Below are 26360 nucleotides of genomic sequence, written 5' to 3' on the forward strand. Positions count from 1 at the left end.
CTAGACCCAGTGATGCAACGTTGCGTTGTCGCAAAACAGTACTAAAGAAGAACAGATTGCGCACTGTGAACGCCTATTACTACGCAACTATGACACCATGCAAGCTGTGATGCATATTTCTAGACAAATTGTCTATATTTTCGAGAACCATAGAACAGTAATGTTAATCACAGCTCGTAGCGGTCCACTTCACAGACACAAACTCGATAGGCATTGACCTGTCATAGGTCACACAAGTAGCCTATTGAGAAATAAAAGTTTACTGATAGTAAGCATTCTCACTCGCATCGGGGAAGTCCATGGAATTCATCAATGGGAGCATTGTCGCGTTATATCTCGCTGCAATGCTCGCTTTCGGCTGGTGGGGCAAGTCCCGCACCAAGAACAGTAGCGACTACCTAGTCGCCGGTCGGCGCCTCGGCCCATTCCTCTACACCGGCACTATGGCCGCAGTCGTACTCGGCGGCGCCTCCACCGTGGGTGGCGTAGGGCTGGGATACAAATGGGGCATCTCAGGTATGTGGCTAGTCGTTGCCATCGGCACCGGAGTCATCCTCCTTTCAGTATTCTTCGCGCCAACTTTGCAAAAGCTCAAGGTCTTCACCGTCTCGCAGATGCTCAATCTGCGCTACGGCAGCGCAGCAGCCACCAATACCTCCGGCATTGTTATGCTCGCCTACACCCTCATGCTCTGCGCCACCTCGACCAGCGCCTATGCCACCATCTTTGTGGTGCTCTTCGGTTGGGAAAAGTGGGTAGCTATCGCTATCGGCGGCGCAATTGTTGTGGTCTACTCGACCATCGGTGGCATGTGGTCCATTACCCTGGCCGATCAGGTTCAATTCGTCATCAAGACCATTGGCATCTTCGCCCTCATGCTTCCGTTCTCGATGCACGCCGCGGGCGGCCTTGATGGCATCCGTGAACGTGTTGGTGAAGAGTTCTTCAGCTTTACTGGTATCGGACTACAGTCGATCATCACTTACTTCGTGGTTTACACCCTCGGCCTGCTCATCGGCCAGGACATCTGGCAGCGCGTATTCACCGCCAAGACTCCTAAGGTGGCTCGATTCGGCGGCATGACCGCTGGTATCTATTGCATCCTCTACGGTGCAGCAGGCGCGCTGATCGGCATGGCTGCAAAGGTAGCACTGCCAGAGATTGCGGGAGCTGCAGATAATAAGGACGTCGTTTACGCAGAGGTCGCCACACAGTTGCTACCAGTAGCCGTGGGCGGTCTGGTGATGGCAGCTGCTGTTGCCGCCATGATGTCCACCGCCTCGGGTGCCTTGATCGCAGCTGCCACCGTGGCACGCACCGACGTGACTCCATTTGTCGCTAGCTGGTTTGGCAAGCAGATCCAGGTCAACTCGGATGAGAACCCGGAGCACGATGTTCGTGCCAACCGCATCTGGGTGCTGGTGCTGGGTGTAGTCACGGTCACCTTGGCCATTCTGGTGGATGACGTGGTTGCCGCACTGACCATTGCTTACGACATTCTGGTGGGCGGTTTGCTGGTGGCCATCATCGGAGGCCTGCTGTGGAAGCGTGGCAATGGTGTCGGAGCTACGGCCTCCATGGCTGCTGGCTCCTTGGTGACCCTGGGCACGATGATCATCTTAGAGATCCGGGCCGAGAACAAGTTCGATGGTGTCTATGCCAACGAGCCGATCTATTACGGTCTGATTGCTTCGGCCGTAGCGTTCATCGTTGTTTCAATGTTGACCAAGTCCACGGACCGACAGGTCATTGAGCACTGGAACCTACGCGTTGCTGGCAAGATCCAGGACGACTCAGTGGCCGCGACAGCACAGGAGCCTACGCTCTAGCCCGCCAGCCAAACTGAGTTGGACCCATAAATTCGAGCCCTGTGCTCAGCGGTGCAACCGTTGAGCACAGGGCTCGAATTGTTCCTCGTGCTTTAGTTCTTAGATCCCGTGCTCCATTTGGCCGCCGGTGCCTGCCATGAGGACAGGGCCTCCAAAAGCGCTTGAGGCTCGCTGTCCACCACCAACGAGTCCCGGAACTGTGGGGCCAAGAAACCTTGATTAGTCATGTGATCCAGCATGTTCAAATAGAAAAATCGGCTGGGCCTCCAGCGGACAGGCCGCAACCATCCGGTTTATTACCAGCAGCTCGGGTATCACGCAGTCCTGTAAATGGGTAGCATAGAACGATGAACCCACTAGTACCTAACGCATATGAACTAATAGTTTTCATCATAATTCCCGTATTGGTAACGGTAGGACTCGCAGTTTTCTTGTTCGTCGTTCTCCGGAGAAATTATTCGAAGCCACACAATAAGCGGCAGAACGATCGTTCTGAGACGGACGATTAGGAATTTGCTAGCGCAAAGCCCACAGTGGCAGCCCGAAAAATTCGGGCTGCCACTTGTTTTTCTGATTGAATCTAGCGGTTCCCCTCGGCGCTGGAAAAGTTCGTTGCGCTTTCGGAGAATTTGCTTATTCGTCTACAGATTAGTCAGTGCCCCCGGGATTTACATAGAACTCCCGGATGCACAGGAACACCACCTGGCACTCATCGAACGGCGTCTAGCCGACCAATACGGGCTCTTCAGGATTCAGGGTGTAAACGAGGCCTAAACCCACCGGTCTCCAACAACGACCGCACGATATAGTGCGCCAAATTCCTGAACCCCAAAGCAATACCCCTCAAATGCTCCAACCTGCCATTGATCGCTTCGGCAGGACCATTCGACGAGCCCACATGATCAAAATATGCAAGCACATCCGACTTGCGTCGACGCAGCGTCCCGCCCAGCTTCTTCAACTCCGGCAACCCCTTCGGAACACTAGTCCCGATCTCCTCAATCAGCTGATCTAACGCCCATCGACCGACAGCTGGTTTCTCCTGCCGATACGCATCAACCATCCGCTGATACACACTCCACACGATCTGCACCGACTCATACTTCCGGTTTTTAAACAGGTCATCCAGCCTCGCTTTCTGCTTCTCGGTAGCGAAAGCTAACCCCTTGGTCAGCGTGCGTCGGCACTGATACAACGGGTCTTCCTTACGCCCACGCCGCCCGTGTTCTTCTCGTTGAATTCGTTGCCGTGTTTGATCCATGGCCTCGGAAGCGAGTTTGATGACATGGAATGGATCCATGACTTCCACCGCCTGCGGTAACTCTTCAACGGCAGCGGTTTTAAAGCCTGTGAAACCGTCCATCGCTACCACTTCAATGCGTTGCTTCCACGCTTCGTCTCGTTCGGCTAGCCAGGTTTTGAAGACCGCTTTAGACCGCCCAGGGATCATGTCGAGTAACCGCGAGGGGCCGGTACCGTTTTTCACTGGGGTCAAATCAACAATGACCGTCACGTATTTATCACCAGTCTTAGTATGTCTCCAGACATGCTCATCCACGCCAAGAACCGTGACACCCTCAAACCGGGCCGGATCATCAATGAGCAGACGTTGCCCCTCAGCCAAGACAGCGTCATTGGCGGTGTTCCAAGTGACGCCGAGGCCTTCAGCAATCCGTGACACAGAGAGGTATTGGGTGACCAGCCCGGTTAGGGCCCAGTGGATGCCGGTGTAGCTGATTTTCTGTCGTGGTACTGCCACCCCGGTGAGGTCTTCACGCCACACTTTCTGACAGGTGGCGCATCGGTAGCGTCGGTGACGGATGATCAGGGTGGTTGGCCGCCATCCGAAGGGTGCATGGGCCAGACGCCGGGTGACGGTATCTCGGGGAACACCGGCTTCACCGCAGGTGCGACACCATGGGGCAGGATTGGTGACTTTACAGAGAATTTCAGCTTTCACAGTGGTGAGCCGTTGGCCTATGGCGGTGAGTCCTAGTTGATCTAGGCCGGTGAAAGTCGTGAGATTTGGTGGGGTGAAGATAGAATGGGGCACAGTCGAGGTCTTTTGTTAATGGTTAGTGTGGTAACTTCCATTATCTTTGAAGGCCTCGACTTTTTCGTGCCTTGGTGACATGCCCGGGATCTGTGGTGTTGGGTTGGGGTAGTTACACTCTCAATCCGGAAGAGCCCCAATACGTTCCGCATACCCCATAAAGAGGACCTAATATTGGGCATCAACTACAATTTTTCTGGAAAACGCAGATTAATTCGCGGAAATTATTATAAAATCGAAATCCTGCAATAAATTAATAAAACCTAACATGCCTCTCTTAATTGGAAATAAAAGGCTGCATTAGTAGCGACCGTCTCGCAGGTAACTAGTAATTGTATTTTGATTCTTCGCTCCAGCCGCTACATAAAGTACAACCCTCCTAATGATCCGATCCCTGCTATCGCGAATCTGATATGGAGCGAGATACTTGTCCAAACCTTGCGACTTAAAAGAAGCCGCCACAGTTCATCAATAAATGAACTGCGACGGCTCCCTAACGTCTATGTATCTAGTCCTGGATCAGATCGTGACGCACGATGGTCTGATCTCGGTCCGGGCCCACGCCGATGGCGGAGATCCGGGTGCCAGAAATCTTCTCCAATGCCAGGATGTAGTTCCGGGCGTTCTCCGGAAGATCTTCCATGGTCTTGGCATCCGAAATGTCCTCGGTCCAGCCCGGGAAGTACTCGAAGATCGGCTTCGCGTGGTGGAAGTCGGTCTGAGTCATTGGCATTTCGTCGTGGCGGACACCGTCTACGTCATAGGCCACGCACACTGGAATCTGCTCAATGTTGGTGAGCACATCCAGCTTGGTCACGAAGTAGTCGGTGAAGCCGTTCACGCGCGAAGCGTGGCGAGCCAGAACTGCGTCGTACCAACCGCAACGACGTGGGCGACCGGTGTTCACACCGAACTCGCCACCGGTCTTCTGCAGGTAGATGCCCATCTCATCAAAGAGCTCGGTCGGGAACGGACCGGCACCCACACGGGTGGTGTAGGCCTTGATGATGCCGATGGAGCGGGTGATGCGGGTTGGGCCGATGCCCGAGCCCACCGATGCGCCGCCAGCGGTTGGGTTGGAGGAAGTCACGAATGGGTAGGTTCCGTGGTCCACATCCAGGAAGGTGGCCTGGCCGCCTTCCATCAGCACAACCTTGTCCTCGTCCAGAGCCTTGTTCAGCTCGTAGGTGGAGTCGATGACCAGTGGGCGCAGGCGCTCAGCGTAGGACAGGAAGTACGAGACGATTTCCTCGACCTCGACGCTGCGGCGGTTGTAAATCTTGACCAGAAGTTCGTTCTTCTGGCGCAGTGCACCTTCAACCTTCTGCCGCAGGATGGACTCGTCGAAGACGTCCTGTACGCGGATGCCAAGGCGTCCGACCTTATCCATGTAGGCTGGGCCGATGCCGCGTCCGGTGGTGCCGATGGCACGCTTGCCCAGGAAGCGTTCGGTGACCTTGTCCATGGTCTGGTGGTACGGAGCCACCAGGTGCGCGTTGGCCGAAACGCGCAGCTTCGAGGTGTCGGCGCCGCGGGATTCCAAGCCATCGATCTCATCAAAGAGGGCTTCAAGGTTCACCACGCAGCCGTTGCCGATAATCGGAGTGGCATTTGGCGAAAGGATGCCCGCAGGAAGAAGCTTAAGCTCATACTTCTCTCCGCCGACGACTACGGTGTGCCCGGCGTTGTTGCCGCCGTTTGGCTTCACTACGTAGTCGACCTTGCCACCGAGTAGGTCGGTAGCTTTACCTTTACCCTCATCGCCCCATTGGGCTCCGACGATCACGATTGCTGGCATGGGATCCTCCCCCTTGCAAAAAGCAGTGGTTACGGCGTGCTTAGCGCCGTCCCGGCACGGTACCGGGCAAAAAATATGCCCCTGTCCTGCTCACTGAAACCCGAAGGTTCGTTGCAAGAGTTAGGGGCTCTTACGACCAAAGTTTACCGAAACGATTAGTGAATCTCGAGTTGTGCGTCACGGAGTCGAGCTTAAACATGGATATCAATGACTTTCTGATGCAGACTTGACCCTGACACAGTGTGAGGGCGGAGAACTGAAGAATGTTATTCATCGGGATGTTTGCTCAGATCGGTCAGGTAACCCACCGCATGTTGCGGCACTGGGATGCTGCCGGCCTGCTCAGACCCGCCCACGTGGACCCGTTTAGCGGCTATCGCTCCTATGATCCCTCCCAGCTTCAGCGCTTGCATCAGATTGTTGCCTTGCGTGATTTGGGATTTGGGCTCGAAGAAATTTCTTTGATCCTGGATCAAGGTGCGAGCGTAGAAAAAATAGCCGACCTATTGCAGATTCGCCAGACTCAGGTTGAGGCCGAGCACCAGCTGGCCACGCAACGCTTGGCTGATGTGCGGCGGCGCCTGCAACTGATTTCCAAGGAGAACCTCATGTCACGCATTGAAATCATTCACAAGCCATTGCCCGCGGTGCGCTTGGCCGCCGGCCGTTTCACGGTGGCCGAGCAGCCTGAAATCGCTGGACGCATCGGCCCGCTCTTCGACAGAATCGCGCAGTCCATTCAGGGCGAAAGTCTTGCCACACCGATTGCGCAATACAACGGTACCGAGGATGGAGTGGAGGTCATCGCCGGGTATGCCACGAGCACTCAGAGCCTGGCCGATGTCGAGATCATCGAGCTTCCCGCAGTGCCCGAAGCCATCTGCGGAGTGCACCTCGGAGCTATGGACACCATCCATGAAAGCTGGCAGGCCGTGCACGAAGAAGTCCTCGCCCGCGGTTTAGTCCCGACCGGTCCGTGCCGCGAAGTCTACGTGCGTGCCGTGTCCGATGACCAGGCTGATTGGGTGACCGAACTTCAGCAGCCGGTCGGCACGCCCTAATCCACCAGTTGGTACGGAGCTTCCAGCAAGTCCCCCACCACGCTGCGTGCTGCACCGACCAGTGCGCCGGTTTGGCCCAGAGGCGAACACAGCAGCCGCGTCTGGCCAGCAATGCTCGGCGCGTGCATCTGGAGGCTGGCTTCCATAGCCGGACGCATCCATTGTTCAAGGGCCGCGAAGTGCCCGCCAAAAACGACAGTGGAAACGTTGTAGAGGCGCAGGGCCGAGGCCACGGCGATTCCCAAGGATTTTCCGGCCTCGGCTACCGCGTTGATCGCTGGTTCGTCTCCGGCTTTCAGTGCTTGGTAGAGGCGGCTGATTCGTTCTTGGCGCGATGCGGTTTCCGTGCCATCGCCAAGCCCAGCGGCAGCCAAAATAGCTTCCTGTCCGGCAATGGTCTCCAAGCAACCGCGTCCGCCGCAGCTACAGGTTTTGCCATCGGGTGCGATCACCACATGGCCGAGTTCGCCGGCGTGGCCCTGGGGCCCGACAAAGAGTTCAGCGTCGATGATCAATCCGCCGCCAATGCCCACTTCCCCGGAGACGAAGAGGAAGTCGTTCTCTTGCGCGTCCATCAATTGCTGTTGGGCCAGCGCTGAGGCGTTGGCTTCGTTAAAAAGCCGGAAGCGGGTTTTGGGTTCAGGCAGCAATGCTGCCACGTCCAGTTCCTGCTGAACCCACCCAAGGTTTGGTGCCTGCAGGACGATGAAATGTTCTTCGTTGACCAAACCGGGAACGGCTAATCCTCCGCCGAGGATCATCAGACCCTGAGCCTGGGCAGCAGCTTGGAGCCTCTGGTTCAACTCCCCCAACGCAGCGAGCACTTCGCTGGCTGTTGAGCTGTGATTGGCGCGGGGCAGGACTTCGTGAGCCAGCAGTTTGCCGCTGAGGTCCACCAGCCCTGCGGCGATGTAGTCGACATTGATTTCCATGCCCATGACGCAGCGCGCGGGGTTCAGAATGAGTCCCACCGAGGGGCGGCCGCGTTCCCCGTCGCGATGCACGCCAATTTCAATAACTAATCCGGCGGCCAGAAGGTCGGTGACCAAGCTGGAGACCGAGGCCTTGGTGAGCTGGCTGAGTTGCGCGATATCGGCACGCGATAGCCGTTGGTCTTCCCCGGCGGCTGCGATCACCGACAGGACCCTGGCCAGGTTGGCTTTGCGCACATCGCCGACGCTGCCCGGGGCCGAAGATGTTGCAGCTCGGGCGGTAGTCGCTGGCTGGCGCATGGCCTCTCCTTGAAAATTTTCTGGACTGTTTTTGGACTGCTCACTATTGACTCTAGCGCATGAGCGCCCATATAGTTCAGAACATAAACTAAATGGCATGAGCCACCGCGAACGATCCAAGGATGTATCACCATGAGCCTTACCCCGACCCCTGCAGACCACTTCACCTTTGGCCTCTGGACCGTGGGATGGACCGGGGCCGACCCGTTCGGCGTCGCCACCCGTAAGAACCTAGACCCAGTAGAAGCCGTACACAAGCTCGCCGAATTCGGCGCCTACGGCATCACCTTCCACGACAATGACCTGATTCCTTTTGACGCCACCGAGGCTGAACGCGAAAAGATCTTGTCTGACTTCCGCGCAGCTCTTGAAGAGACCGGTCTGAAGGTCCCAATGGTGACCACCAACCTGTTCAGCCACCCGGTCTTCAAGGACGGCGGTTTCACCTCCAATGACCGCTCGATCCGTCGTTTTGCACTGGCCAAGGTCCTGCACAACATCGACTTGGCAGCAGAAATGGGCGCCGAAACCTTCGTCATGTGGGGCGGCCGTGAAGGCAGCGAATACGACGGATCCAAGGATCTGGCCGCAGCACTGAACCGCATGCGCGAAGGCGTGGATACCGCAGCTGGCTACATCAAGGACAAGGGCTACAACCTGCGCATCGCGCTGGAGCCAAAGCCGAACGAACCACGCGGCGATATCTTCCTGCCAACCGTCGGCCACGGTCTGGCATTCATCGAGCAGCTCGAGCACGGTGACATCGTCGGTTTGAACCCGGAAACCGGCCACGAGCAGATGGCGGGCCTGAACTTCACCCACGGCATCGCCCAGGCGCTGTGGGCCGAAAAGCTCTTCCACATTGACCTCAACGGCCAGCGCGGCATCAAGTACGACCAGGACCTGGTCTTCGGCCACGGCGATCTGACCAGCGCATTCTTCACCGTTGACCTGTTGGAGAACGGCTTCCCTAACGGCGGGCCAAAGTACACCGGCCCACGCCACTTCGACTACAAGCCATCGCGCACCGATGGCTACGACGGTGTGTGGGACTCGGCCAAGGCCAACATGTCCATGTACCTGTTGCTCAAGGAACGCGCCCTGGCCTTCCGCGCGGATCCAGAAGTACAGGAAGCCATGAAGGTTTCCGGCGTCTTTGAACTGGGTGAAACCACCCTGAACGCCGGGGAAAGCGCAGCGGATCTGATGAATGACTCCGCCAGCTTCGCGGGCTTTGACGCCGAGGCTGCCGCACAGCGCAACTTCGCCTTCATCCGCCTGAACCAGCTGGCCATCGAGCACCTGCTCGGCGCCCGCTAAACCGCCACCCCCACCGTAGAAAGTAGCCACAGTCCAATGACGCTCGTTGCCGGCATCGACTCCTCCACCCAGTCCTGCAAGGTGGTCATCCGCGACGCCGACACCGGCGCGTTGATCCGCTCCGGACGCGCCAGCCACCCGGAGGGCACCGAGGTGGATCCGGAGTTCTGGTGGATTGCCTTGCAAGAAGCGATCACTCAGGCCGGAGGCCTGGATGATGTGGCTGCGATCTCGGTGGGCGGGCAACAGCACGGCATGGTGGTACTGGATGCCACCGGTGCGGTGATCCGCCCTGCGCTGCTGTGGAACGATACCCGCAGCGCGCAGGCGGCCCGCGACATCATCACCGAGGCCGGCGACGGTGATAACGAGGCTGGCGCCGCCTACTGGGCGCAGCGCACCGGCACCCTGCCCGTCTCCTCAATTACGCTGACCAAGCTTCGCTGGCTCAAGGACAATGAACCGGAGAATGCGGCCAAGGTCGCCGCGGTCTGCCTGCCCCACGACTGGCTGTCCTGGCGCCTGGCTGGCTATGGCCCGGGCAGCGGTGCAGAAGGCCTGGCCACGCTAGGCACCGACCGTTCCGATGCTTCGGGCACCGGGTATTACCGGGCCGCCGAAAAGTCTTATGACCTCAAATCCCTAGAACAGCATCTGGGGCACGCCCCAATTCTTCCTACTGTGGCTGGCCCGTTGGAATCCATCGGCCGCACCGCTACCGGCGCGCTGATCGGCCCAGGAGCAGGCGATAACGCCGCCGCCGGATTAGGGGTTGGCGCCACGGTAGGCGATGTGGTGATGTCCCTGGGCACCTCCGGCACGGTCTTCGCCGTGGCCGATACCCCCTCGGTTGACACCAGCGGGCTGGTGGCCGGGTTTGCCGATGCCACTGGAAACTACCTCCCCCTGGTGTGCACGTTGAACGCCACCCGAATTTTTGATGCCACCGCCAACCTACTCCGGGTGAGCCTGGCAGAGCTCAATGACCTCGCATTATCTGCCACCCCGGGCTCCGATGGACTGACTTTGCTCCCTTACTTTGACGGCGAGCGCACCCCGAACTTGCCAGATGCCACCGGTTCGTTGCACGGAATCACCCGCGCAAATTACACCGCACCCAACTTGGCTCGCAGTGCGGTGGAAGCAATCATCTGCTCGTTGGCCGATGGGTTGCGCGCACTTGAAGCCCAAGGGGTTCAGGCCCAGCGCATCATCCTGGTGGGCGGCGGAGCGCAGTCCACAGCGGTGCAGCAGATTGCAGCGCAAGTACTAGGCCTGCCGATCATCGTTCCGGCCCCGGGTGAATATGTGGCTGATGGCGCGGCACGGCAAGCCGCCGGCGTGCTGTCCGGAGCATTCCCGCAGTGGACCCAGGACTCCACCGAAGTCCCTGCGGCAGAAGCAACACCGCACGTTTTGGAACGCTACCGTTCGCTGGTTTCCAGCCAGTGGCTAGAGAAGTAAGGATCAGTCGTGGAGCTAGAGACCAAGGAACTGAACTGGGCAGGAAACCTTGAGTACCGTGCCAGCGAACTGTTGTACCCCACAAGCGTTGAGCAGTTGCAGGAACAGGTTCGCGCCGCCAGCAAGGTGCGCGTGCTCGGTTCCCGCCATTCCTTTAATGACATCGCCGATACCAGCGAAACCATGATTTCTCAGGCCAAGATGCCACAAGTCATTGATATCGATACGCAGGCCATGAGCGTGCGCGTCAGTGGCGGGATCACTTACGGCGCGCTGGCCGATGCACTGCATGCCGCCGGTTTTGCGTTGCACAATCTCGCTTCCCTGCCACATATCTCGGTGGCCGGCGCGGTGTCCACCGGAACGCATGGCTCGGGCGAAGCCCACGGCAATCTTGCCACCGCAGTCAGTGCGGTGGAACTGGTGCTCGCCGACGGCTCACAGCTGACCGTCAATCGCAACGACCCAGAGTTCAACGGTTATGTGGTGTCCCTTGGCGCGCTAGGCGTGATCACCCATCTGACCTTGGATGTTGTGCCGAGCTTTGATGTACAGCAGACTGTGTATGAGCAGCTGGCCTGGGACAAAGTTCTGAACAACTTTGATGGAATCCAGGCCTCGGCCTACAGCGTCAGCCTGTTCACCGACTGGAGCGGAGACTTGGTAGGCCAAACATGGCTCAAGCGTCGTGTTGGCGATGCACTTCTCGATGATATCGATCAGGGAAAATTTGGTGGCCTGGCGGCGATCGCTCCGATGCACCCATTGCCCGGTGCCGATGGCGCGATCTGCAGCGAACAGCTCGGTGTGGCTGGGCCTTGGTCAGATCGCCTCTCGCATTTCCGTATGGACTTCATGCCCAGCGCCGGAGCAGAGTTACAGACCGAGTATCTGGTCCCGCGTGAATACGCTGTTCAAGCCATCACCGCGATGCGCGAACTGTCTTCTGTCATCACCCCGTTGCTGCTGGTGGCTGAGGTGCGAACCATTGCCGCCGATGAGTTGTGGCTCAGTGGCAACTATGGCCGTGACGGCATTGCCTTGCACTTTACGTGGAAGCCACAGCAGGAAGACGTCGAGGCAATCCTGCCACAGGTTGAAGCGGCCCTAGCGCCTTTTGAAGCCCGTCCGCATTGGGGCAAGCTCTTCACAGCCGCTGCAACCGAACTAGAGAAGCTGTACCCAAAGTTCAACGACTTTATCGAGTTGGCCCAGCGCTTGGATCCTGCGGGCAAATTCCACAACGAATTCCTTGATCGCAATCTCTTTGATGCTTAGGTTCTAAAGCCCTAAAGCACGCCGAGCTTATACCGGTCGGTCTAGTTGTCGCCCTAAAGGAACCGTCGCCTAGTGGATGCCCGGCTATCTGAATAATCTCCGAAGTTTCTTTTTTGACCTTTTAGGATCTTCCGGCCACTTCACGTGACTAAGTCGTAGTCCCTCAAGCTCATCCAGCGGCACGTATCCAAAAAAGAGATGCTGCTCAATCTGATATAGGCGCACTGAGATATACCTATCGTCCTCCAACCTATTGACAGCAGAGTCCATGTATCCACCGATCAGATTCTCGTCAGGAAGATACTCAAGGTTGAACATGGTGATACCAGACCACGTCGCCGACCCGGCGCACTGGAAAGTTTCGTTGGCCTCGGAACGCTCGATGATCCTAGTCCACTCGGTAGTGGAACTACCCGGATACGGACGCGTGAGCTGCCATCCGGAACCCGGGTTTTCCGTAGCGGAGATGAGTATCAGCTGCGTGACCGGGGCGTTCTCGAACGCGGGCTTCACCTCCCGGCACTCGTACAATCGTCCCTCGAATCGGGCATAGCGCCCCGGAAGGGGGATGCCACCGGGCAGGAACGATGACTTTGGGCCAAGCGGGTCTTTAGACGGCTCGGATTCAAGACTAGACATATTCAGCATGCTACCGAGAACTCTTAGCCCACCCCATTCGCGCCACGTACTTACTCAGCCTTCGCGGTCAGCCTCAAGCAAGCACTGTTGGAAAGCCTGGGCCGCAGGATTCGGGGTCCCCGTACCCGCATAAAGCCGGGTCTTTGGCTCACCGGCCAACGGGTGGAACGAGACTTCAGGCATCTGGAAGCGCGACACCGATGCAGGCAGGATTGAGACTCCTAGCCCGGCGGCGACCAGCCCGAGAATGGTCTCCTGATGAATGGCTCGCTCAACAATCCGAGGTGGCGTGCGGCCATCGAATAATGAGTGCACCAGCGAGTAGAAACCGCTCATGTACTTGTAGGGGAAGAGGACAAAGTCCTCATCTGCAAGATCCTCGGCCTTGATTTGCCCATTGGCGCCCAGGCGATGACCGGCCGGAAGCGCCACTACCAGTGGCTCCGAATGGATCTCTTGCAATTCGACGCCGGGCACTCGTGTTGGATCACGCAGAATTCCGAGATCAAGACTATTTTCTAGCAGCTTTTCAATTTGCTCGTCGGTAGTCAGCGGGTGCAGCACCAGCTCAACATTGGGCCGCAGTTCGCGGAACCTGCGTAGCGCCGACGGCATGGTGGCATAACTGGCAGAGCTGACAAATCCGACATTGAGCCGTCCGCGTAGCCCCAGTCCTGCCTCGGTCAGTTCTTGATTGGCCTTATCCAGATCCGCCAGCAATGGCTTGATGCGGTCCAGATACATCCGCCCCGCGGGCGTGAGGATCACGCTGCGGGTGGTGCGGTCAAAGAGCTGCACGCCCAGCTCTTGTTCCAGCTTTTTCACCGCGACGGTCAGCGGTGGTTGCGACATGCGAAGTTCTTCGGCGGCACGGCCGAAGTGCAAATGTTCAGCAACAACGAGGAAGTAGTGGAGGTGGCGGAGTTCCATGCACTCAATTTTTGCACAAAAACTAATAATGTCTAGGAAAAAGGTATTGGACGCCCTAATAATATTCGTGGGTTACTAGAGGTAGAACAACAAAGATGCCCAGATCAGGAGCAAGCCATGAGCACCTCGTCCCAGTCGCCCTCTGCAGAATACGTTGTCATCGGAGCAGGCCTCGCCGGCTCCTCGGCAGCATGGCGGTTGGCTCAGCGAGGCCATGAAGTTGCCCTGCTGGAGCGCAAAGTGCCCGCCACTGACGATGCCAGTTCGCACGGCTCAGCACGCATCTTCCGTTACGGCTACCCCAACCAGCTCTACACAGACCTTGTTGTTCAAGCGCGCAAAGCCTGGGATGAACTCGAAGAGGCCAGCGGCAGCCAGCTGATCAACCCTTGCGGTTCAGCGGACTACGGACCCCTGCGCAATCCACGTATGCTCGCCGGGATTCTCGCCAACGCCGGGGTGGAACATGAATTGCTCTCCGCCGCCGAAGCCCGCAACCGCTTTACTGGAATCAACTTTGATACCGAAGTCCTCTGGCATCCAGGAGCCGGAGTGCTCGATGCCGAACGCTCCGTTCAGGCCATGGTGGCCCAGGCCAAGGCTCACGGCGCCCAGGTGGAAACCCAATGGCCTGTGGCTTCCGTCGAGGCAACCGCCACCGGTTACAAACTCACTTCCGCAGATGGTCGCACCTACTTGGCATCCAAGATCATCGTCGCTGCAGGTGGCTGGTTGCCAGAGCTTCTGGGCAACCCTCCCCTGCCGTCTGGCTTTGTCCGCAGCGTTCCAAAGATGGTTGTGTACCAAGAAAATGCGTACCACTTCCCCTACCGGGACCAGGATCCCGAAGCACGCCAAGCGTGGCCAACGTACATCCACAAAGACCCAGCTTTTAAGTCCTACGGGCTACCCGGTGGTCGCGACGCCAACTTCCGTGGACAAAAGGTTGCCGAATACATGGCGGGACGACAGCTAGATACGGCCAGCCAGCAGAACGGCCAGATCGATCCAGCCAACCGCGAACGCGTGATCGAGTACGTGAAGAAGTACCTGCCTGGCCTGGAGCCAACTCCATATGCGGAAACCACCTGTATTTTCAGCTCCACCCCCACCGAGGATTTCATCATGGATGAAGCCAACGGAATCACCATTCTCTCGCCATGCTCGGGGCATGGAGCCAAGTTCGGCCCGCTGCTTGGCGAGCTTGCTGCGGACTTGGCCACCGGGGTGCGGGAAACCCCTGAGCTTTTCCGCCTCGCATCACACGCCAAAGCCATGGTCTAGAAGTCCCAGCAGCAAGCTATTTTGGAGAATCCCTTGTTCAACATCCCGCTAGACCTGCCCACTACGACAGTCACCGCACTCATGGCAAGCATTGCCAGCACCGGGCAAGACCAATTGCGCGGAGGCTATTCCCGCCCGGTGTATTCCAGTGCTGAACTTGATTTGCGCACATGGTTCATTGAACAAGCCACCAAGCGGCAGCTCAGCGTGGAGGAAGACGGCAACGGCGCACTCTGGGCCTGGTGGGATCTGCCCACAGGAATCCGCACCAACGCTGTTGTCACCGGCAGCCATCTCGATTCGGTTCCCGGTGGCGGACCCTTTGACGGGCCGCTGGGCGTAGCCAGCGCATTGATTGCTTTTGACTTGCTGCAGTCACGGAACCTAGTGCGCACCCGTGCCATGGCCATCGTGGTGTTCCCGGAAGAGGAAGGCTCTCGCTTTGGTGTGGCTTGCTTGGGCTCGCGTCTGCTCACCGGAGCCATTGACCGAAACAGGGCGTTGAATCTGAGGGATCCTGACGGCAATAGTTTTGCCGACATAGCATCCAGCAATGGGCTAGATCCACGTTTCATCGGCCCAGACCGCCGCCTCTTGGGACAGATTGGTGTCTTTGTCGAGTTGCATGTGGAACAGGGACTCGGGCTGGCGGATCTGGATCACCCGGTGGCCATCGGCGGATCCATCCTCGGCCACGGACGTTGGAAGTTGAGCATGCGGGGACAAGGTAACCACGCAGGAACCACGCTGATGTTTGACCGCAAGGATCCGATGGTGGCTGCTGCCCGCAGCATTACCGCGGTGCAGCAGATTGCCCGCACACGGGATAACGCGCGAGCTACAGTGGGCCGGCTGCAACCGGTTCCTGGCGGAACTAATGTCATTGCCTCGCGGGTGGACTACTGGCTGGACGTGCGCCATCCAGATGATGCGGTTACGGCCGGTGTTGTCCAAGAGATTCACGAGTCGGCGCAGGTCATTGCCACCGAAGAGGGCTGCACCCTCGATTTATCCCAAGAATCATTGAGTCCAACGGTAAGTTTTGATGCAAAGCTTTCGGGGCAGCTTGGACTGGCGCTGCCCAACGCTCCGGTACTCGATACCGGTGCGGGGCATGATGCTGGCGTACTCGCCGGGCACGTACCGAGTGCAATGATTTTTGTTCGCAACCCCAACGGCATCTCCCACTCCCCTGAAGAATATGTAGAAGACGCTGATGCCGAACTCGGCGCGGCAGCTTTGTCCGATGCCTTAGCATCGTTGCTTCAATAGCCGGGGCTGGATCTCTTCACCTGAACTTGGGCAGATTTTGCCCGAAGCTACGCTGCCATATGCAACTTCTGGAACCAACTTCAAAAATCGCAGGGACTAAATGCCACCGGCCGAAAGTTGCTGTGGTCCGAAAAGAACTGCCCAAATTACTGGAATAGTCGCTGAGAATCCCCTATCTCTGTATTCCCACTTTCCACAGTTTGAGGGAATACAGAGCTAAGTGATTCCCATTCCTGCAGGAGAACCCATGTAAAAGGGCTGAAATCGGTCACAGAGTTGATCTTCCGCGAACCAGCCATCACCGCCTAGATGCTCAATGAAGTCACCGGTCCCTCTTCCAGCGCCGCATAGCTCAATATCGAGTGCCTGGAACAAGTCGGGGCCTTGAATCCTTTAGGTCATATCAATGGTCACAGGGCAGGGATCGCACCCAATGACATCGAGGCGCTGAACAACTTCGCCGCTAGAGCTGGCCGCAGCATGCGTGGCTAAAGAGCGCATATGAAGTTTATCCACCAATGTGGCAGGAATACCTCGGGCCTAGACGGATCATTTTGCGAAAATTCAGTACAACTTGGTCCGCACGTACCTTAGGGTGAATCGAGTTGCCTTAGTTGCCCTGGGCGTATCCATCGCAGGCGTCAAGGATCCAGTTCTTGTCCGCAAATAACGTGGCGGGTCGCATAAGTCTTCAGCCGAGACCTTCAACCGACCGCGGCTTCGGTTTCGTCTACCAATAATCACTCATGCCGTGTCGCCAATATCTATCGCGAACCACGCTTCGTCGTCAGTGCGAACTATCGCTTACTAACCAGCGCTAGAGTCTATGTAAAGGGCATTCAATTTGGGGCCTATGAGCCTGCAAGCAAGGTATTTGCTTGCAACGTCACTGCGTGAGAGGACTGCAGCTGATGAACGATTGGGTCATATTTCACCACGAGAACGATTCCAACACAGCGGTTGAATATGACTGGACAACGATTGACACGTTGATCGCTAGATTGGTCCAGTTGCAATCAGTCGAGAAGAACCCCACACCTGCCGGCCCATTGGTTGGATGCATTGCAGAACTTGAAAATGCTATTTCTTTGGCCCTGTTGCATGGAGTATCCGTACGTGCAGTAAGTGTTCGTACAAATTTAAGTCAAAGCGACGTTACACGAATACGGGACACCGGACATCTATATGAAAGATAAGACCACCTTTCTTCCAATAATGCCGTTGGTTCTCAGTTGGCCCTGTGAACCAAACGTTCGTTTCTGAAGTTTCCAAGACTGCTGTTATTATTCGTACCTAAACGACCGTTAACTTTAGAAAGCGCAATCCTGGTCTAAAACGGTCGTTTTCTGGGGTCCGTATATGGCCCCTTCACCGGGCTTTTTCTCGGGCGGGGTAAACGGGAATCTGAAAGCTTTGAAAACCCGGAGTTTCGAATATTTAGCAAGTCAACGGATCGAGTGACCCATACGACGACCGGCTTACGGGACAGTTTGAAAAAGTCAGCACAGGGCGACACTGAACGAACCTATAACGTGAATCTGCTCGGCCGATAGTAGCGTTGCAAGCAATTGCAAGTCTTATGGGAGCCGGGCTGCTCGCGCCGCCCGAACAACCTGCAGTCACCAAACATCTACGTCAACAGGAATTCAACATGCAAACTATCGAAGCCGCGCAACGCTGGGCGACAACATGGGCCACCGCTTGGCCACTCAAGGATGTAGATGCAATTGTCGGGCTGCAAGCTGACGACGGTGACCACTGGGCCTCGATGTTCCGACCATTGCGTGGGCCTAGCGGTTTGCGCGCTTATCTGGAGGAATGCTTCGCGGAGGAAACCCAACCGGCAGAAACATGGTTCAGCGAACCAATCGTCAATGGAAGTTTAGCTTCCGTCGAGTACTGGGTCGTCATGTTCATCAAGGACCAACCAGTGACCGTTTCAGGATGCACAGTACTTTCATTCGACGAGTCAGGCGCAGTAACAACAGCGCGAGACTACTCACACGTAAAAGACGGGTACCACTTGCGACCTGAGCTTCCATTCAGCGCCTGACGTCACGCTCTGTCCCATAGAACGTTCCTGCTACGAGACGGGTTTGGCTTGATTCTGTCCCGTAGCGGAACCTTGACCGGTGCAGGCGAAGCTCTTCTGATGCCCCTGAGCGTAATCACGGCAATGGAGCTGGCCCTCCGCTGACGCCTGGTAGATACATGCACGGAAGTGCAAGTGAACTGACTAGTCTCGACTTTTCTTCTTCGTGAAGAAGCCCGCGCCAATCAATCCGATTGTCACGATTACGCCGATCATAATGACGTCGGCACTTTCCATGTCGTTACCCCCGGTCGCTCTTCGGTTTTCTTACACTATAGCTTTTCACGGGATGGCCAAATCGAGGCGAAGCCCCGCTGTCCCATAAAGCGTTCCCCCTACGGACAAACCGGCGTAACACGGAAGAAAATAGACAGACTTCTGAGAGCTTCGGAAACTGATAGCACTGCAGGATTCGAAATAGATTCATGTCTTGTTTGGCCGGCGGCAGTACTAAATCGAGCTGGTGCTCTGCCTCCCAAACGAATGTGTTCATCACCCCGTCAAACTCGCAGCCACTGTTGCCCATCGTCCCTGCGATAGAACTCCTTGCGATACTCGACGTCGAGACTGAGCGGGCTGGACGCGATGTGGATCGACCCGCCGGGGCCCGTTGGGCAAACTGTAGCGACCACGGCAATCCTTCCACGACAGATGAACTTGGTCCCGGACATGGCAGATCCCCGAACAGCGGCCACACTCCGCTTTTCGGGGATCTACGTATTTCAAGGTCCGGTTTCCCCGGACCTAAATCTTTAGGCGAGGACCGGAGTCTCCCACAGATTCAGCACCTGGCCGATGTTCTTCTCCTCGGCCGACTGGTACAAATCGGTAGCCCAGGCCACGTCTTCAATCGGCATGCCACCGACCGAGTAGAGGATGATTTCCTCATCGTTGCGGCGAGCTGGAATCTTGCCGGCAGCAACGTCCGCGATCTCTTCCAGCTTGGATTCTGGCAACTTGCCTTCACGCATCAAATCGTGGAAGTGCGTCCCCGGAATGCCCAGCAGCTGGTAAGCCTGGGTTCCGTATTCCTCAGCCCACGCATCGTACAGACCTCGGGCGTCGAGGACCAGGCGTGCATCATTGATAACAAAGTCATCATCAAAACGAGCAGCGGCTGGCAGCAGTAGGAGTGCACCGGGCTTGATTGCGGCGGTTGGGAAGTAAGGGAAAGCCTCGGAGCCCTTGATGTCGGTGCTGGTGGTCGCCATAATGACGTCCGCGTCCTTGATGGCTTCTTCAATGGTCTCGGCAGCCACCACCGAAGTCACCTGAGGGAAGTTTTCACGGATGTACTGTGCGAAGGTCTCGACACCTGCCGCCGAACGCCCCTTGATGGTCACCGTATCGATGCTCGGGCGTAGCGACAGGGTCGCGTCGATGACGGACTTAGCAATTACGCCGGGGCCAACCACAGCGGCAACCTTGGCATCCTTTTTGGCCAGGTGCTTCACTCCCACACCTGGAACAGCACCGGTACGGTAGGCGCTGAGCAGGTTGGCGCTCATCACAGCCATCGGTGCACCGGTGTCGGTGTCATTCAGGGTGAACAGGTGGATGGAGCGAGGCTGACCCTTGGTACGGTTTTCGGTGTTCGAGCCGTACCATTTCACTCCCGTGGTGCGGAAGCGGCCACCCAGGTAGGCCGGCATCGCCATGAAACGGCGGTCCGGCCCATCGCTGGGCATGCCCTCATGTTCTGGATCCTTCGGGAAGGTGATCATTGCGCCATGCGAATTGCCGTTTTCGCCGGCCATCCGGTAGTCGCCGTTGCGCAACAGGATCAATGCCTCTTCCATGACGTCGGTGCATCGGGTGATATCGGTGACGCCGGCAGCGATCATGTCCTGTTCGCTGAGGTAACGGAAGTTGATAGTAGTCATGTGGAACTCCTTCGTTGGATTCTGCTAAACGTTCAAACTTAGATGGCTGCTTCGCCGGTTTCGCCGGTGCGCACGCGGATGATCTGTTCCAAAGTGGTCACCCAGACCTTTCCGTCACCGATCTCACCTTCATCTCCGGTCTTGGCGGTGTTGACGATAATCTCTAGCGCACGTTCCAGATCCGGGTCGGCGACCAATAACTCCAGCCGGATCTTGGTCCGGAACATCACCGAGAATTCCTGACCTCGGTAGTACTCGGTGCGCCCACCCTGGGCGCCACGGCCTTGGACCTCAGTGGCTGTTATTCCCGAGAAACCGGCCTTTTCCAGTTCGGAACAAATTGATTCAAGCCGGATGGGCTTGATGACTGCGGTAATAAGTTTCATGGCAGAGCCTTTCTGTCCGGGCTTCTAAAGCTGGCGGCTGTCGTAGGCGGATTCAGCGTGAATGGAATTGTCCAACCCGGCTTCTTCTTCGGCCTCGCTGACACGAATCGGGGAGATCTTGTTCATCACCCAGGCGATAGCGAAAGTCATACAGAAGCTGTAAATCAAGGTGGCAGCAATCGCGATCAGCTCGTGCCCCAACTCGGCGAAGTGTCCGCCAAAGAAAATGCCAGCCATTTCCCCAGGCGCTTTCGGGTTCGCGAAGAACGTTGCGAACAGTGAGCCGGTGATACCAGCGATGCCGTGCACTGCGAAGACATCCAACGAGTCATCAATCTGGTGACGGCGCTTCCAGGTGATGGCCCACGCGGCAGCCGCTGCGGAAAGGAAACCCACCATGATGGCGCCGATGGGACCCACTACGTCAGCGACTGGGGTGATACCGACCATGCCTGCAATGGCGCCGGTACCCAAACCCAGCATGGTGGCATGCCCATCACGAACACGTTCGATCGTGATGAACCCCAGCATGCCACCACACAGGGCTAGCAAAGTGGTGAGAATGACGTACTGGGCCATGAAGTTCGCTCCGCCGGCGGTACCGCCGTTGAAGCCCATCCAACCAGTAGCGAGCAGACCCACGCCGATCATCATAAGCGGCAAGTTATGTGGACGGCCCGGGCTCATCTTGCGCTTACCCAGAACCACGGCCAGAGCCAGACCTGCAGCACCGGCGTTCATGTGCACCGCGGTGCCACCGGCAAAGTCGTGGAAGCCTAACTGGTTGCGCATCCACCCGCCAATGGTTCCAGCTTCCGGATTGTCAAGGGCAAAGACCCAGTGACCCAAAGGACTGTAGACCAGGATGATCCATAGGGCCACGAAGACCAGCCAGGCACCGAACTTCATGCGTCCGGCCGCACCGGAAGCGACGAGTGCTACGGAAATGGCAGCGAAGAGAATGTAGAAGGCGCCCCAGAAGGTGCCACCGGCCTCATCGTCGCTCATGAAGTCAGAGAAGAAGGTGTACTCGAAGGGGTTGCCGATAATTCCGGCGCCCCCTACGGAGTCACCTAGAACCAGTCCGTGGCCGATGACCACGTAGACAACGCCGGTCACCGCCAATGCGCTGAGCACCATCAGCATCATGTTCAGGACGTTACGTCCGTTGAGCATGCCACCGTAGAGCATTGCCAGTCCTGGGAACATCAGCAGGACCATGGCGAATGCCGCCAGGAGCCATGCCATGTCAGCGGCTTCCATGATGGGCGCCCCTTTCGAAGTTTGTTTGTGCGAGTGGTTTCAAACTATCGAGGCGAGATTCCATGGGGCTTTCGAATCCGTTTCCAACAAGGAACACAATGTTTCATTTCACCGGCCAAATATCGGCTGTGTGAATTGTCTGTAAAAGGACGGTCATCTTCAGACTTTTTCTTGGGGAGCGCCTTGTCAGACGGTATTCTAGAAGGCAATTATTAGGGGTCGACATGGCTTTATTAGTCTGTCGCTATAGATGAACTTGTGGAAATGCGCAGGAAACATCTGCGATTCCGTTAGGAAATCCCTTACTTGTAGCGTGGGATGCATCAACCTTCATGGGCCAGTTTTATCGGCCCGAAACGCATTAGTTGGAGCTGGTCTTGGCACCTATGAATTTCTCGGTCCTGCACATTCGCGAGTCCCGTGAGCACAACCCGCAATTCCAGCTGGAACTTGATGAGCTCAACGAAAACACCATCGGCCAGATCATTGATGCCGGGCACAACGCGTCATTAGTTCCCTGCAATGATCTGAGCGTTGAGCAGATGCTGCAGATTGTTGATGCTTCGGACGCGGTGATCATCATGGGCGGCGAAGATGTCGAGCCGTCCCTTTACGGAGGCACGTCGTCCTACCCCGGCGGTGGCTCTCACGAGGTGGCCTCGGATCGGAACCAGATCGCGGCCATTCAGCATGCCATCACCACCAAGACACCCTTGTTGGGCATCTGCCGCGGCTTGCAGCTGCTCAACGTGGCCTTGGGCGGAAGCTTGATCCAGCATCTGGAGAACGCCGACGCGCACCGCAGCACCGGCAGCGATCCATTTGTTGATACCCGTTTCGACTCGATCATCCCTGAACTTGCAGAGGCCCTGTCTGCGAACGACAGCCACAAGTGCACCCATCACCAGGCAATCCTCGAGTTGGGCCACGGACTGCAGATTGCGGCGATGTCCACCGATGACATCATTGAAGCCGTCATTCACGAAACGGCACCAGTGACCGCCGTGCAGTGGCACCCGGAGCACCCGCAAACTGCTGCAACCCAGCTAAGGGTGTTGATCGAGCGTCTAGCAACACAGTGCGAAAACCTATCGGGAGTAGCCCCGGAACTCGTCAACGGTTAGCAACAGGAGAGCTAGAGTCACTGACGCTAGACTTGGTCTTATGGCATTGACTCAGTTAACGGTCGTGGATACCGCGGTCGACATCCTGCAACAGTTCGGGTTGGCTGACTTGTCCATGCGTCGCCTGGCCAAAGAGCTGGATGTCCAAGTTGGTGCTCTCTACTGGCACGTGAAGAACAAGCAGGAGCTGCTGGCCCAGGTCGCAGCCAAGCTGCTTAATACCCCGCAGCTCTCGGTGGATGTTGAGGACTTCAAAACTCCTGCCGACGCCATTCTCCAGCTGTGCCGCCGGCTGTATTTAGCGTTGCTGCCGATCCAAGACAGTCCTGAAGTCATTGAAGTGGCCACCGCTATGCAAGCCACCGAGCTGGCCCCAGTTCTGCAATTGCGTGAGCTCTTGGAAGCTTCGGGGCTGTCTTCCGAGAACGCCCGCCACGGACAACAACTGCTGCTCAACCACATCCTCGGCTCTATCGCCTTCCGCCAGAACCTTGTGCAGTTGGATGTTGATGCGCCTCTGGCTGATGGCTTCGACTGGGGCCTGCAACGAGCTGTGGCCGGGCTGGTTAGCTGACAGCTCGGGCAAGAGCCCTATACTGGTTCTTGAAGAAACTGAACTGGTACCGGCTTAGGCCCGTCAAGGTTCTGGGCTCCCGGCGACTGCTGCGGCACAAGGGAGCTTCTTCACTTTAACTAACGTTCACTCGATTGAGACCTAGCTCAGTTTCCCACCGGAAGCCTCGAGGTAGCACGTAGCGCACAACGACTCATACCAAACGTCCTCCCCGTCTATGGCGACTTGGTCGCCGTCAAAGACCACAGTTTCGCCAACACGACGGGTGTTAAACATAGCCTTGCGGCCGCAGCGGCAAATGGTCTTCAGCTCTTCCAAAGAATGGGCGAGCTCCATCAGTCGGGCTGAACCCGGGAAGGCATGGGTACGGAAATCGGTGCGGATGCCATAGGCCAATACCGGTACGTCATCCAGCACAGCAATACGCAACAGATCATCCACTTGGTCACGGGTGAGGAATTGCGCTTCATCCACCAACAGGCAGGCCACCGGCGGAGCATCAACATGTGTCACCAACGCGTTCGGGTCATCTCCCGAACTCTGGGCCGCGAATTGCTCCCGGACATGATCCTCAGGACCGATGGTGAAATCGGTGATGCGCTTGATGCCCAGCCGCGAAACAATCGAGTTGTCGCCCTTGGTATCGATACCTGGCTTGGCCAGCAGGATTCGCTGGCCGCGTTCTTCGTAGTTGAAAGCAGCCTGAAGCAAACTCGTGGACTTGCCAGAATTCATTGCTCCGTAGCGGAAATACAACTTGGCCACTATCGCTCCTTGAAGATTGGTTGTGTCAGCAAACTAGATGGCACCCCTACGATCTTAGTGCCGGTCCAGTTTCTCGTCGGCGAACCAACGCCGAGCAACACTAAGTAATGATGAACTCACGTTGCGACCCTCAACAAAAACCTTGTGCCTAGATTGGTGACTTTTGTAGCATGGAATCAGCTTCACGAGTTCTGATCGCTGAAGCCACCTGCCGGTGGTTTTCGCAAAGCTCCGACTGATCAGACACCAACCCCACAGTTGTACGGCGGGTGGTTCGGATGAAGAAGCGGCCCAGCGCAAAAGCGCCACGGCAAGAACAACAAGTGAAAAGGTCTCGGCTGCAATGCACCGTTCTATTCAAGGAACCCTAACCCGCCCCCAAAATTCTTCCCGCTTCGCTTCTGACTGGATTAGCGCGCAATTCTGGTTGGACCACTCCACCAAAACATTGGCAATTACCGCTGATGATCAGCAGTGGATCTTGGAGGCAGAAGAGCCAGAGTTTTTGGCGAAAGCGCTGGATCACTTCCCCGGTCAAGTCGTAGAGTTCAACGCAAAGCTCAAGATCTTGCTAATTCCTGGTGCCCATCAAATCGTCGGTACGTCCTTTTTCCGACTACGAAACCCTTAAGTCATTCAGCCGCGCGGTTACTGACTTTTCTTGGCAAAAACTAGCCGGTAGATGATCGACATGACGATCACAAATGGAACGCCGAAGATCAGGGTGTACTTGAACTGCGGAACAAAGAACGAGGTCACCAGCAGAGCGGCCAGCAGAAGAGCGCCAAAGATGGAGGCGGCCGGGTATCCGAATAATTTGAATTCTAGGGTTTCGTCTTCTTGTTTAACCCTGCGTCGGAAGGACACATGGGTTATCAGAATCATGAACCAAGTAGCCAACGCCCCAAAGGTGGCCAATGACAGCATGATGCCAAAGCCACCGTCCGGGACCAGCGCGTACACCACCGCGGCCACGGCAATGCCACCGGCGGACATCCAGACCGCATGAACCGGTGCGCCGGCACGATTGGTCCGATACGCCATGCGTGGCGCATGACCGGAATCAGCCAGCGAATGCAGCATGCGGGTCGCCGCATACAGCTGGGCGTTCATCGCCGAGAGCGCGGCAACAATCAGCACAAAATTCAACACCGAATCAGCAAAAGGAATACCCACCTGCGACATCACGGTGACAAAAGGCGAGCCACCGGCAATCAATTCGCTAGTGGGTGCCACCGCCAGGATCAGCGCCATGGTGAATACGTAGAACAGTAAGAGTCGAAGGAAGGACACCTTGAAGGACTTGCGCACCGCGACCTTCGGATTATGCGCTTCCGCTGCAGCAATCGAGATGGCCTCGATTCCCATATACGAGAAAATCGCAACGATGACCGCACTCCATGTGCCGAGTAATCCATTGGCGAAGAACCCGCCTTCGGCACTGTAGTTGTGCACGCCAAACTGGTCCTGGGAATTATGGAAGACCAGCCACAGGGCAATGATGATGAAAGCAAGAACAGCAAAAACCTTGATAGCCGAGAACCAGTATTCAGTGGTTCCGAAGATCTTCACGCTGGAGAAGTTCACTGCCAAGAGAATGACAGAGAAAATGGCCACCCACAATAATCCAGGGATCTGCGGGAACCAGTACTGCATATACTCGCCAACAGCGCTGACCTCGGTGCCCACCGCAAAGATCAATGCGGACCAATATAGGTATTTGGTCAGGTATCCGGCGAAACGGCCAAGATAGCGTTCAGCATAGACGCCGAAGGACCCTGCCACCGGCTGCTTCACGGTCATTTCGGCGAGCGCGCCCATCACCAGCAGAGCCACCACCCCGCCGATCACGTAGCTGAGGATCACCGAGGGTCCAGCCATCATGATGGCCAGCTTGCTGCCGGCGAAAAGCCCGGTGCCAATGGCACTGCCCAGAGCGATCATGGACATCTGCGCCGGGGTTAGTGACTTTTTCAGGCCCGACCCGACATCAGTGGCGCGTACCGGCTGCTTGCCCAACTATATTCCCCTCAATCGCCTACAACGGCACGGCATCAGAGTATGCCACGCTGCGTATAACCCTACTCTGGCCGTAACTGGCTAGCGATGGAGC

At 56.9% G+C, this 26360-nt stretch carries 22 protein-coding genes and 1 riboswitch; of the genes, 11 read left to right on the forward strand and 11 right to left on the reverse strand.

The genetic code is table 11. From position 1 onward, the window contains the following. Window positions 1–299: 299 nt before the first annotated feature. On the forward strand, window positions 300–1829 hold the full coding sequence (locus FJV47_RS12895) for a sodium:solute symporter (protein ID WP_159613665.1): 1530 nt from the start codon (window positions 300–302) through the stop codon (window positions 1827–1829). Between the two features lie 92 nt (window positions 1830–1921). Here FJV47_RS12895 and FJV47_RS16725 read toward each other — a convergent pair whose 3' ends face one another. The 3 genes from FJV47_RS16725 to FJV47_RS12905 form a co-directional block, all read right to left on the reverse strand. Then, window positions 1922–2056: a hypothetical protein gene (locus tag FJV47_RS16725; protein WP_255475162.1), complete on the reverse strand. Its 135-nt coding sequence runs from the start codon at window positions 2054–2056 to the stop codon at window positions 1922–1924. A gap of 518 nt (window positions 2057–2574) precedes the next feature. Further along, window positions 2575–3882, reverse strand: a complete 1308-nt coding sequence (locus FJV47_RS12900; RefSeq protein ID WP_159613667.1) for an ISL3 family transposase — start codon at window positions 3880–3882, stop codon at window positions 2575–2577. Window positions 3883–4390: 508 nt separating this feature from the next. After that, window positions 4391–5680, reverse strand: coding sequence for an adenylosuccinate synthase (locus FJV47_RS12905; protein ID WP_022875364.1), 1290 nt, complete (start codon window positions 5678–5680; stop codon window positions 4391–4393). Window positions 5681–5958: 278 nt separating this feature from the next. Here FJV47_RS12905 and FJV47_RS12910 point away from each other — a divergent pair, with 278 nt between their 5' ends. Next, the gene (locus FJV47_RS12910; protein WP_235026458.1) at window positions 5959–6741 is read left to right on the forward strand and encodes a MerR family transcriptional regulator; all 783 of its coding nucleotides are present in this window, start codon (window positions 5959–5961) and stop codon (window positions 6739–6741) included. On the opposite strand, the gene FJV47_RS12915 is transcribed toward FJV47_RS12910, so the two are convergent. Further along, complete coding sequence (locus FJV47_RS12915; RefSeq protein ID WP_159613670.1) at window positions 6738–7973, reverse strand: ROK family transcriptional regulator; 1236 nt, start codon at window positions 7971–7973, stop codon at window positions 6738–6740. The two genes, FJV47_RS12910 and FJV47_RS12915, sit on opposite strands and share 4 nt — an antisense overlap. A gap of 132 nt (window positions 7974–8105) precedes the next feature. Between FJV47_RS12915 and xylA the strand changes: the two genes are divergently transcribed. The 3 genes from xylA to FJV47_RS12930 are packed head-to-tail and all read left to right on the forward strand — an operon-like array spanning window position 8106 to window position 12035. Next, a complete protein-coding gene (gene xylA, locus FJV47_RS12920; protein ID WP_159613672.1) occupies window positions 8106–9293 on the forward strand; it encodes a xylose isomerase in 1188 nt (395 codons plus the stop codon). A gap of 36 nt (window positions 9294–9329) precedes the next feature. Further along, a complete protein-coding gene (gene xylB / locus FJV47_RS12925; protein ID WP_159613674.1) occupies window positions 9330–10757 on the forward strand; it encodes a xylulokinase in 1428 nt (475 codons plus the stop codon). Window positions 10758–10766: 9 nt separating this feature from the next. Beyond that, on the forward strand, window positions 10767–12035 hold the full coding sequence (locus tag FJV47_RS12930) for an FAD-binding protein (protein WP_159613676.1): 1269 nt from the start codon (window positions 10767–10769) through the stop codon (window positions 12033–12035). Between the two features lie 84 nt (window positions 12036–12119). On the opposite strand, the gene FJV47_RS12935 is transcribed toward FJV47_RS12930, so the two are convergent. Beyond that, window positions 12120–12674, reverse strand: coding sequence for a hypothetical protein (locus FJV47_RS12935; RefSeq protein ID WP_159613678.1), 555 nt, complete (start codon window positions 12672–12674; stop codon window positions 12120–12122). Window positions 12675–12728: 54 nt separating this feature from the next. Beyond that, window positions 12729–13604 (reverse strand): LysR family transcriptional regulator, encoded by an 876-nt coding sequence (locus FJV47_RS12940; RefSeq protein ID WP_159613680.1) that lies wholly within the window; start codon window positions 13602–13604, stop codon window positions 12729–12731. 117 nt (window positions 13605–13721) lie between these two features. Here FJV47_RS12940 and FJV47_RS12945 point away from each other — a divergent pair, with 117 nt between their 5' ends. The 3 genes from FJV47_RS12945 (at window position 13722) to FJV47_RS12955 (ending at window position 18213) form a co-directional block, all read left to right on the forward strand. Beyond that, complete coding sequence (locus FJV47_RS12945; protein ID WP_159613682.1) at window positions 13722–14888, forward strand: FAD-dependent oxidoreductase; 1167 nt, start codon at window positions 13722–13724, stop codon at window positions 14886–14888. A gap of 33 nt (window positions 14889–14921) precedes the next feature. After that, window positions 14922–16160, forward strand: coding sequence for an allantoate amidohydrolase (locus FJV47_RS12950; RefSeq protein ID WP_255475168.1), 1239 nt, complete (start codon window positions 14922–14924; stop codon window positions 16158–16160). A 1651-nt stretch (window positions 16161–17811) separates the two neighbouring features. Continuing rightward, window positions 17812–18213: a nuclear transport factor 2 family protein gene (locus FJV47_RS12955; protein WP_159613684.1), complete on the forward strand. Its 402-nt coding sequence runs from the start codon at window positions 17812–17814 to the stop codon at window positions 18211–18213. Window positions 18214–19004: 791 nt separating this feature from the next. Here FJV47_RS12955 and FJV47_RS12960 read toward each other — a convergent pair. Genes FJV47_RS12960 through FJV47_RS12970 form a run of 3 tightly spaced genes read right to left on the reverse strand, consistent with a single transcriptional unit; the run spans window position 19005 to window position 21784 of the window. Beyond that, entirely contained in the window at window positions 19005–20135 is a 1131-nt protein-coding gene (locus FJV47_RS12960) for a tyramine oxidase subunit B (protein ID WP_159613686.1), read from the reverse strand. 38 nt (window positions 20136–20173) lie between these two features. Continuing rightward, the gene (locus tag FJV47_RS12965; protein ID WP_159613688.1) at window positions 20174–20521 is read right to left on the reverse strand and encodes a P-II family nitrogen regulator; all 348 of its coding nucleotides are present in this window, start codon (window positions 20519–20521) and stop codon (window positions 20174–20176) included. Between the two features lie 24 nt (window positions 20522–20545). Then, window positions 20546–21784, reverse strand: a complete 1239-nt coding sequence (locus tag FJV47_RS12970) for an ammonium transporter (protein WP_159613690.1) — start codon at window positions 21782–21784, stop codon at window positions 20546–20548. Between the two features lie 386 nt (window positions 21785–22170). Between FJV47_RS12970 and FJV47_RS12975 the strand changes: the two genes are divergently transcribed. Together FJV47_RS12975 and FJV47_RS12980 are read left to right on the forward strand one after the other, a co-directional pair. Next, a complete protein-coding gene (locus tag FJV47_RS12975; protein ID WP_235026469.1) occupies window positions 22171–22908 on the forward strand; it encodes a gamma-glutamyl-gamma-aminobutyrate hydrolase family protein in 738 nt (245 codons plus the stop codon). Between the two features lie 40 nt (window positions 22909–22948). Then, window positions 22949–23482, forward strand: a complete 534-nt coding sequence (locus tag FJV47_RS12980; RefSeq protein WP_159613693.1) for a TetR/AcrR family transcriptional regulator — start codon at window positions 22949–22951, stop codon at window positions 23480–23482. A 141-nt stretch (window positions 23483–23623) separates the two neighbouring features. On the opposite strand, the gene FJV47_RS12985 is transcribed toward FJV47_RS12980, so the two are convergent. Next, a complete protein-coding gene (locus tag FJV47_RS12985) occupies window positions 23624–24247 on the reverse strand; it encodes a thymidine kinase (RefSeq protein WP_159613695.1) in 624 nt (207 codons plus the stop codon). A 180-nt stretch (window positions 24248–24427) separates the two neighbouring features. Then, a riboswitch (SAM riboswitch) is annotated at window positions 24428–24570 on the forward strand. A 20-nt stretch (window positions 24571–24590) separates the two neighbouring features. Between FJV47_RS12985 and FJV47_RS12990 the strand changes: the two genes are divergently transcribed. Then, window positions 24591–24878, forward strand: a complete 288-nt coding sequence (locus FJV47_RS12990) for a hypothetical protein (protein ID WP_159613697.1) — start codon at window positions 24591–24593, stop codon at window positions 24876–24878. Window positions 24879–24895: 17 nt separating this feature from the next. On the opposite strand, the gene FJV47_RS12995 is transcribed toward FJV47_RS12990, so the two are convergent. After that, on the reverse strand, window positions 24896–26266 hold the full coding sequence (locus tag FJV47_RS12995; RefSeq protein ID WP_159613699.1) for an amino acid permease: 1371 nt from the start codon (window positions 26264–26266) through the stop codon (window positions 24896–24898). Between the last annotated feature and the right edge of the window lie 94 nt (window positions 26267–26360).

The sequence above is a fragment of the Glutamicibacter sp. JC586 genome, assembly GCF_009805585.1.
GTDB lineage: Bacteria > Actinomycetota > Actinomycetes > Actinomycetales > Micrococcaceae > Glutamicibacter.

Coding starts and splice junctions, on each gene's coding strand:
- FJV47_RS12895 (WP_159613665.1), top strand. CDS start 300: ATGGAATTCATCAATGGGAGCATTGTCGCGTTATATCTCGCTGCAATG.
- FJV47_RS16725 (WP_255475162.1), bottom strand. CDS start 2,056: ATGACTAATCAAGGTTTCTTGGCCCCACAGTTCCGGGACTCGTTGGTG.
- FJV47_RS12905 (WP_022875364.1), bottom strand. CDS start 5,680: ATGCCAGCAATCGTGATCGTCGGAGCCCAATGGGGCGATGAGGGTAAA.
- FJV47_RS12910 (WP_235026458.1), top strand. CDS start 5,959: ATGTTTGCTCAGATCGGTCAGGTAACCCACCGCATGTTGCGGCACTGG.
- FJV47_RS12915 (WP_159613670.1), bottom strand. CDS start 7,973: ATGCGCCAGCCAGCGACTACCGCCCGAGCTGCAACATCTTCGGCCCCG.
- xylA (WP_159613672.1), top strand. CDS start 8,106: ATGAGCCTTACCCCGACCCCTGCAGACCACTTCACCTTTGGCCTCTGG.
- xylB (WP_159613674.1), top strand. CDS start 9,330: ATGACGCTCGTTGCCGGCATCGACTCCTCCACCCAGTCCTGCAAGGTG.
- FJV47_RS12935 (WP_159613678.1), bottom strand. CDS start 12,674: ATGTCTAGTCTTGAATCCGAGCCGTCTAAAGACCCGCTTGGCCCAAAG.
- FJV47_RS12940 (WP_159613680.1), bottom strand. CDS start 13,604: ATGGAACTCCGCCACCTCCACTACTTCCTCGTTGTTGCTGAACATTTG.
- FJV47_RS12945 (WP_159613682.1), top strand. CDS start 13,722: ATGAGCACCTCGTCCCAGTCGCCCTCTGCAGAATACGTTGTCATCGGA.
- FJV47_RS12955 (WP_159613684.1), top strand. CDS start 17,812: ATGCAAACTATCGAAGCCGCGCAACGCTGGGCGACAACATGGGCCACC.
- FJV47_RS12960 (WP_159613686.1), bottom strand. CDS start 20,135: ATGACTACTATCAACTTCCGTTACCTCAGCGAACAGGACATGATCGCT.
- FJV47_RS12965 (WP_159613688.1), bottom strand. CDS start 20,521: ATGAAACTTATTACCGCAGTCATCAAGCCCATCCGGCTTGAATCAATT.
- FJV47_RS12970 (WP_159613690.1), bottom strand. CDS start 21,784: ATGGAAGCCGCTGACATGGCATGGCTCCTGGCGGCATTCGCCATGGTC.
- FJV47_RS12975 (WP_235026469.1), top strand. CDS start 22,171: ATGAATTTCTCGGTCCTGCACATTCGCGAGTCCCGTGAGCACAACCCG.
- FJV47_RS12980 (WP_159613693.1), top strand. CDS start 22,949: ATGGCATTGACTCAGTTAACGGTCGTGGATACCGCGGTCGACATCCTG.
- FJV47_RS12990 (WP_159613697.1), top strand. CDS start 24,591: ATGCACCGTTCTATTCAAGGAACCCTAACCCGCCCCCAAAATTCTTCC.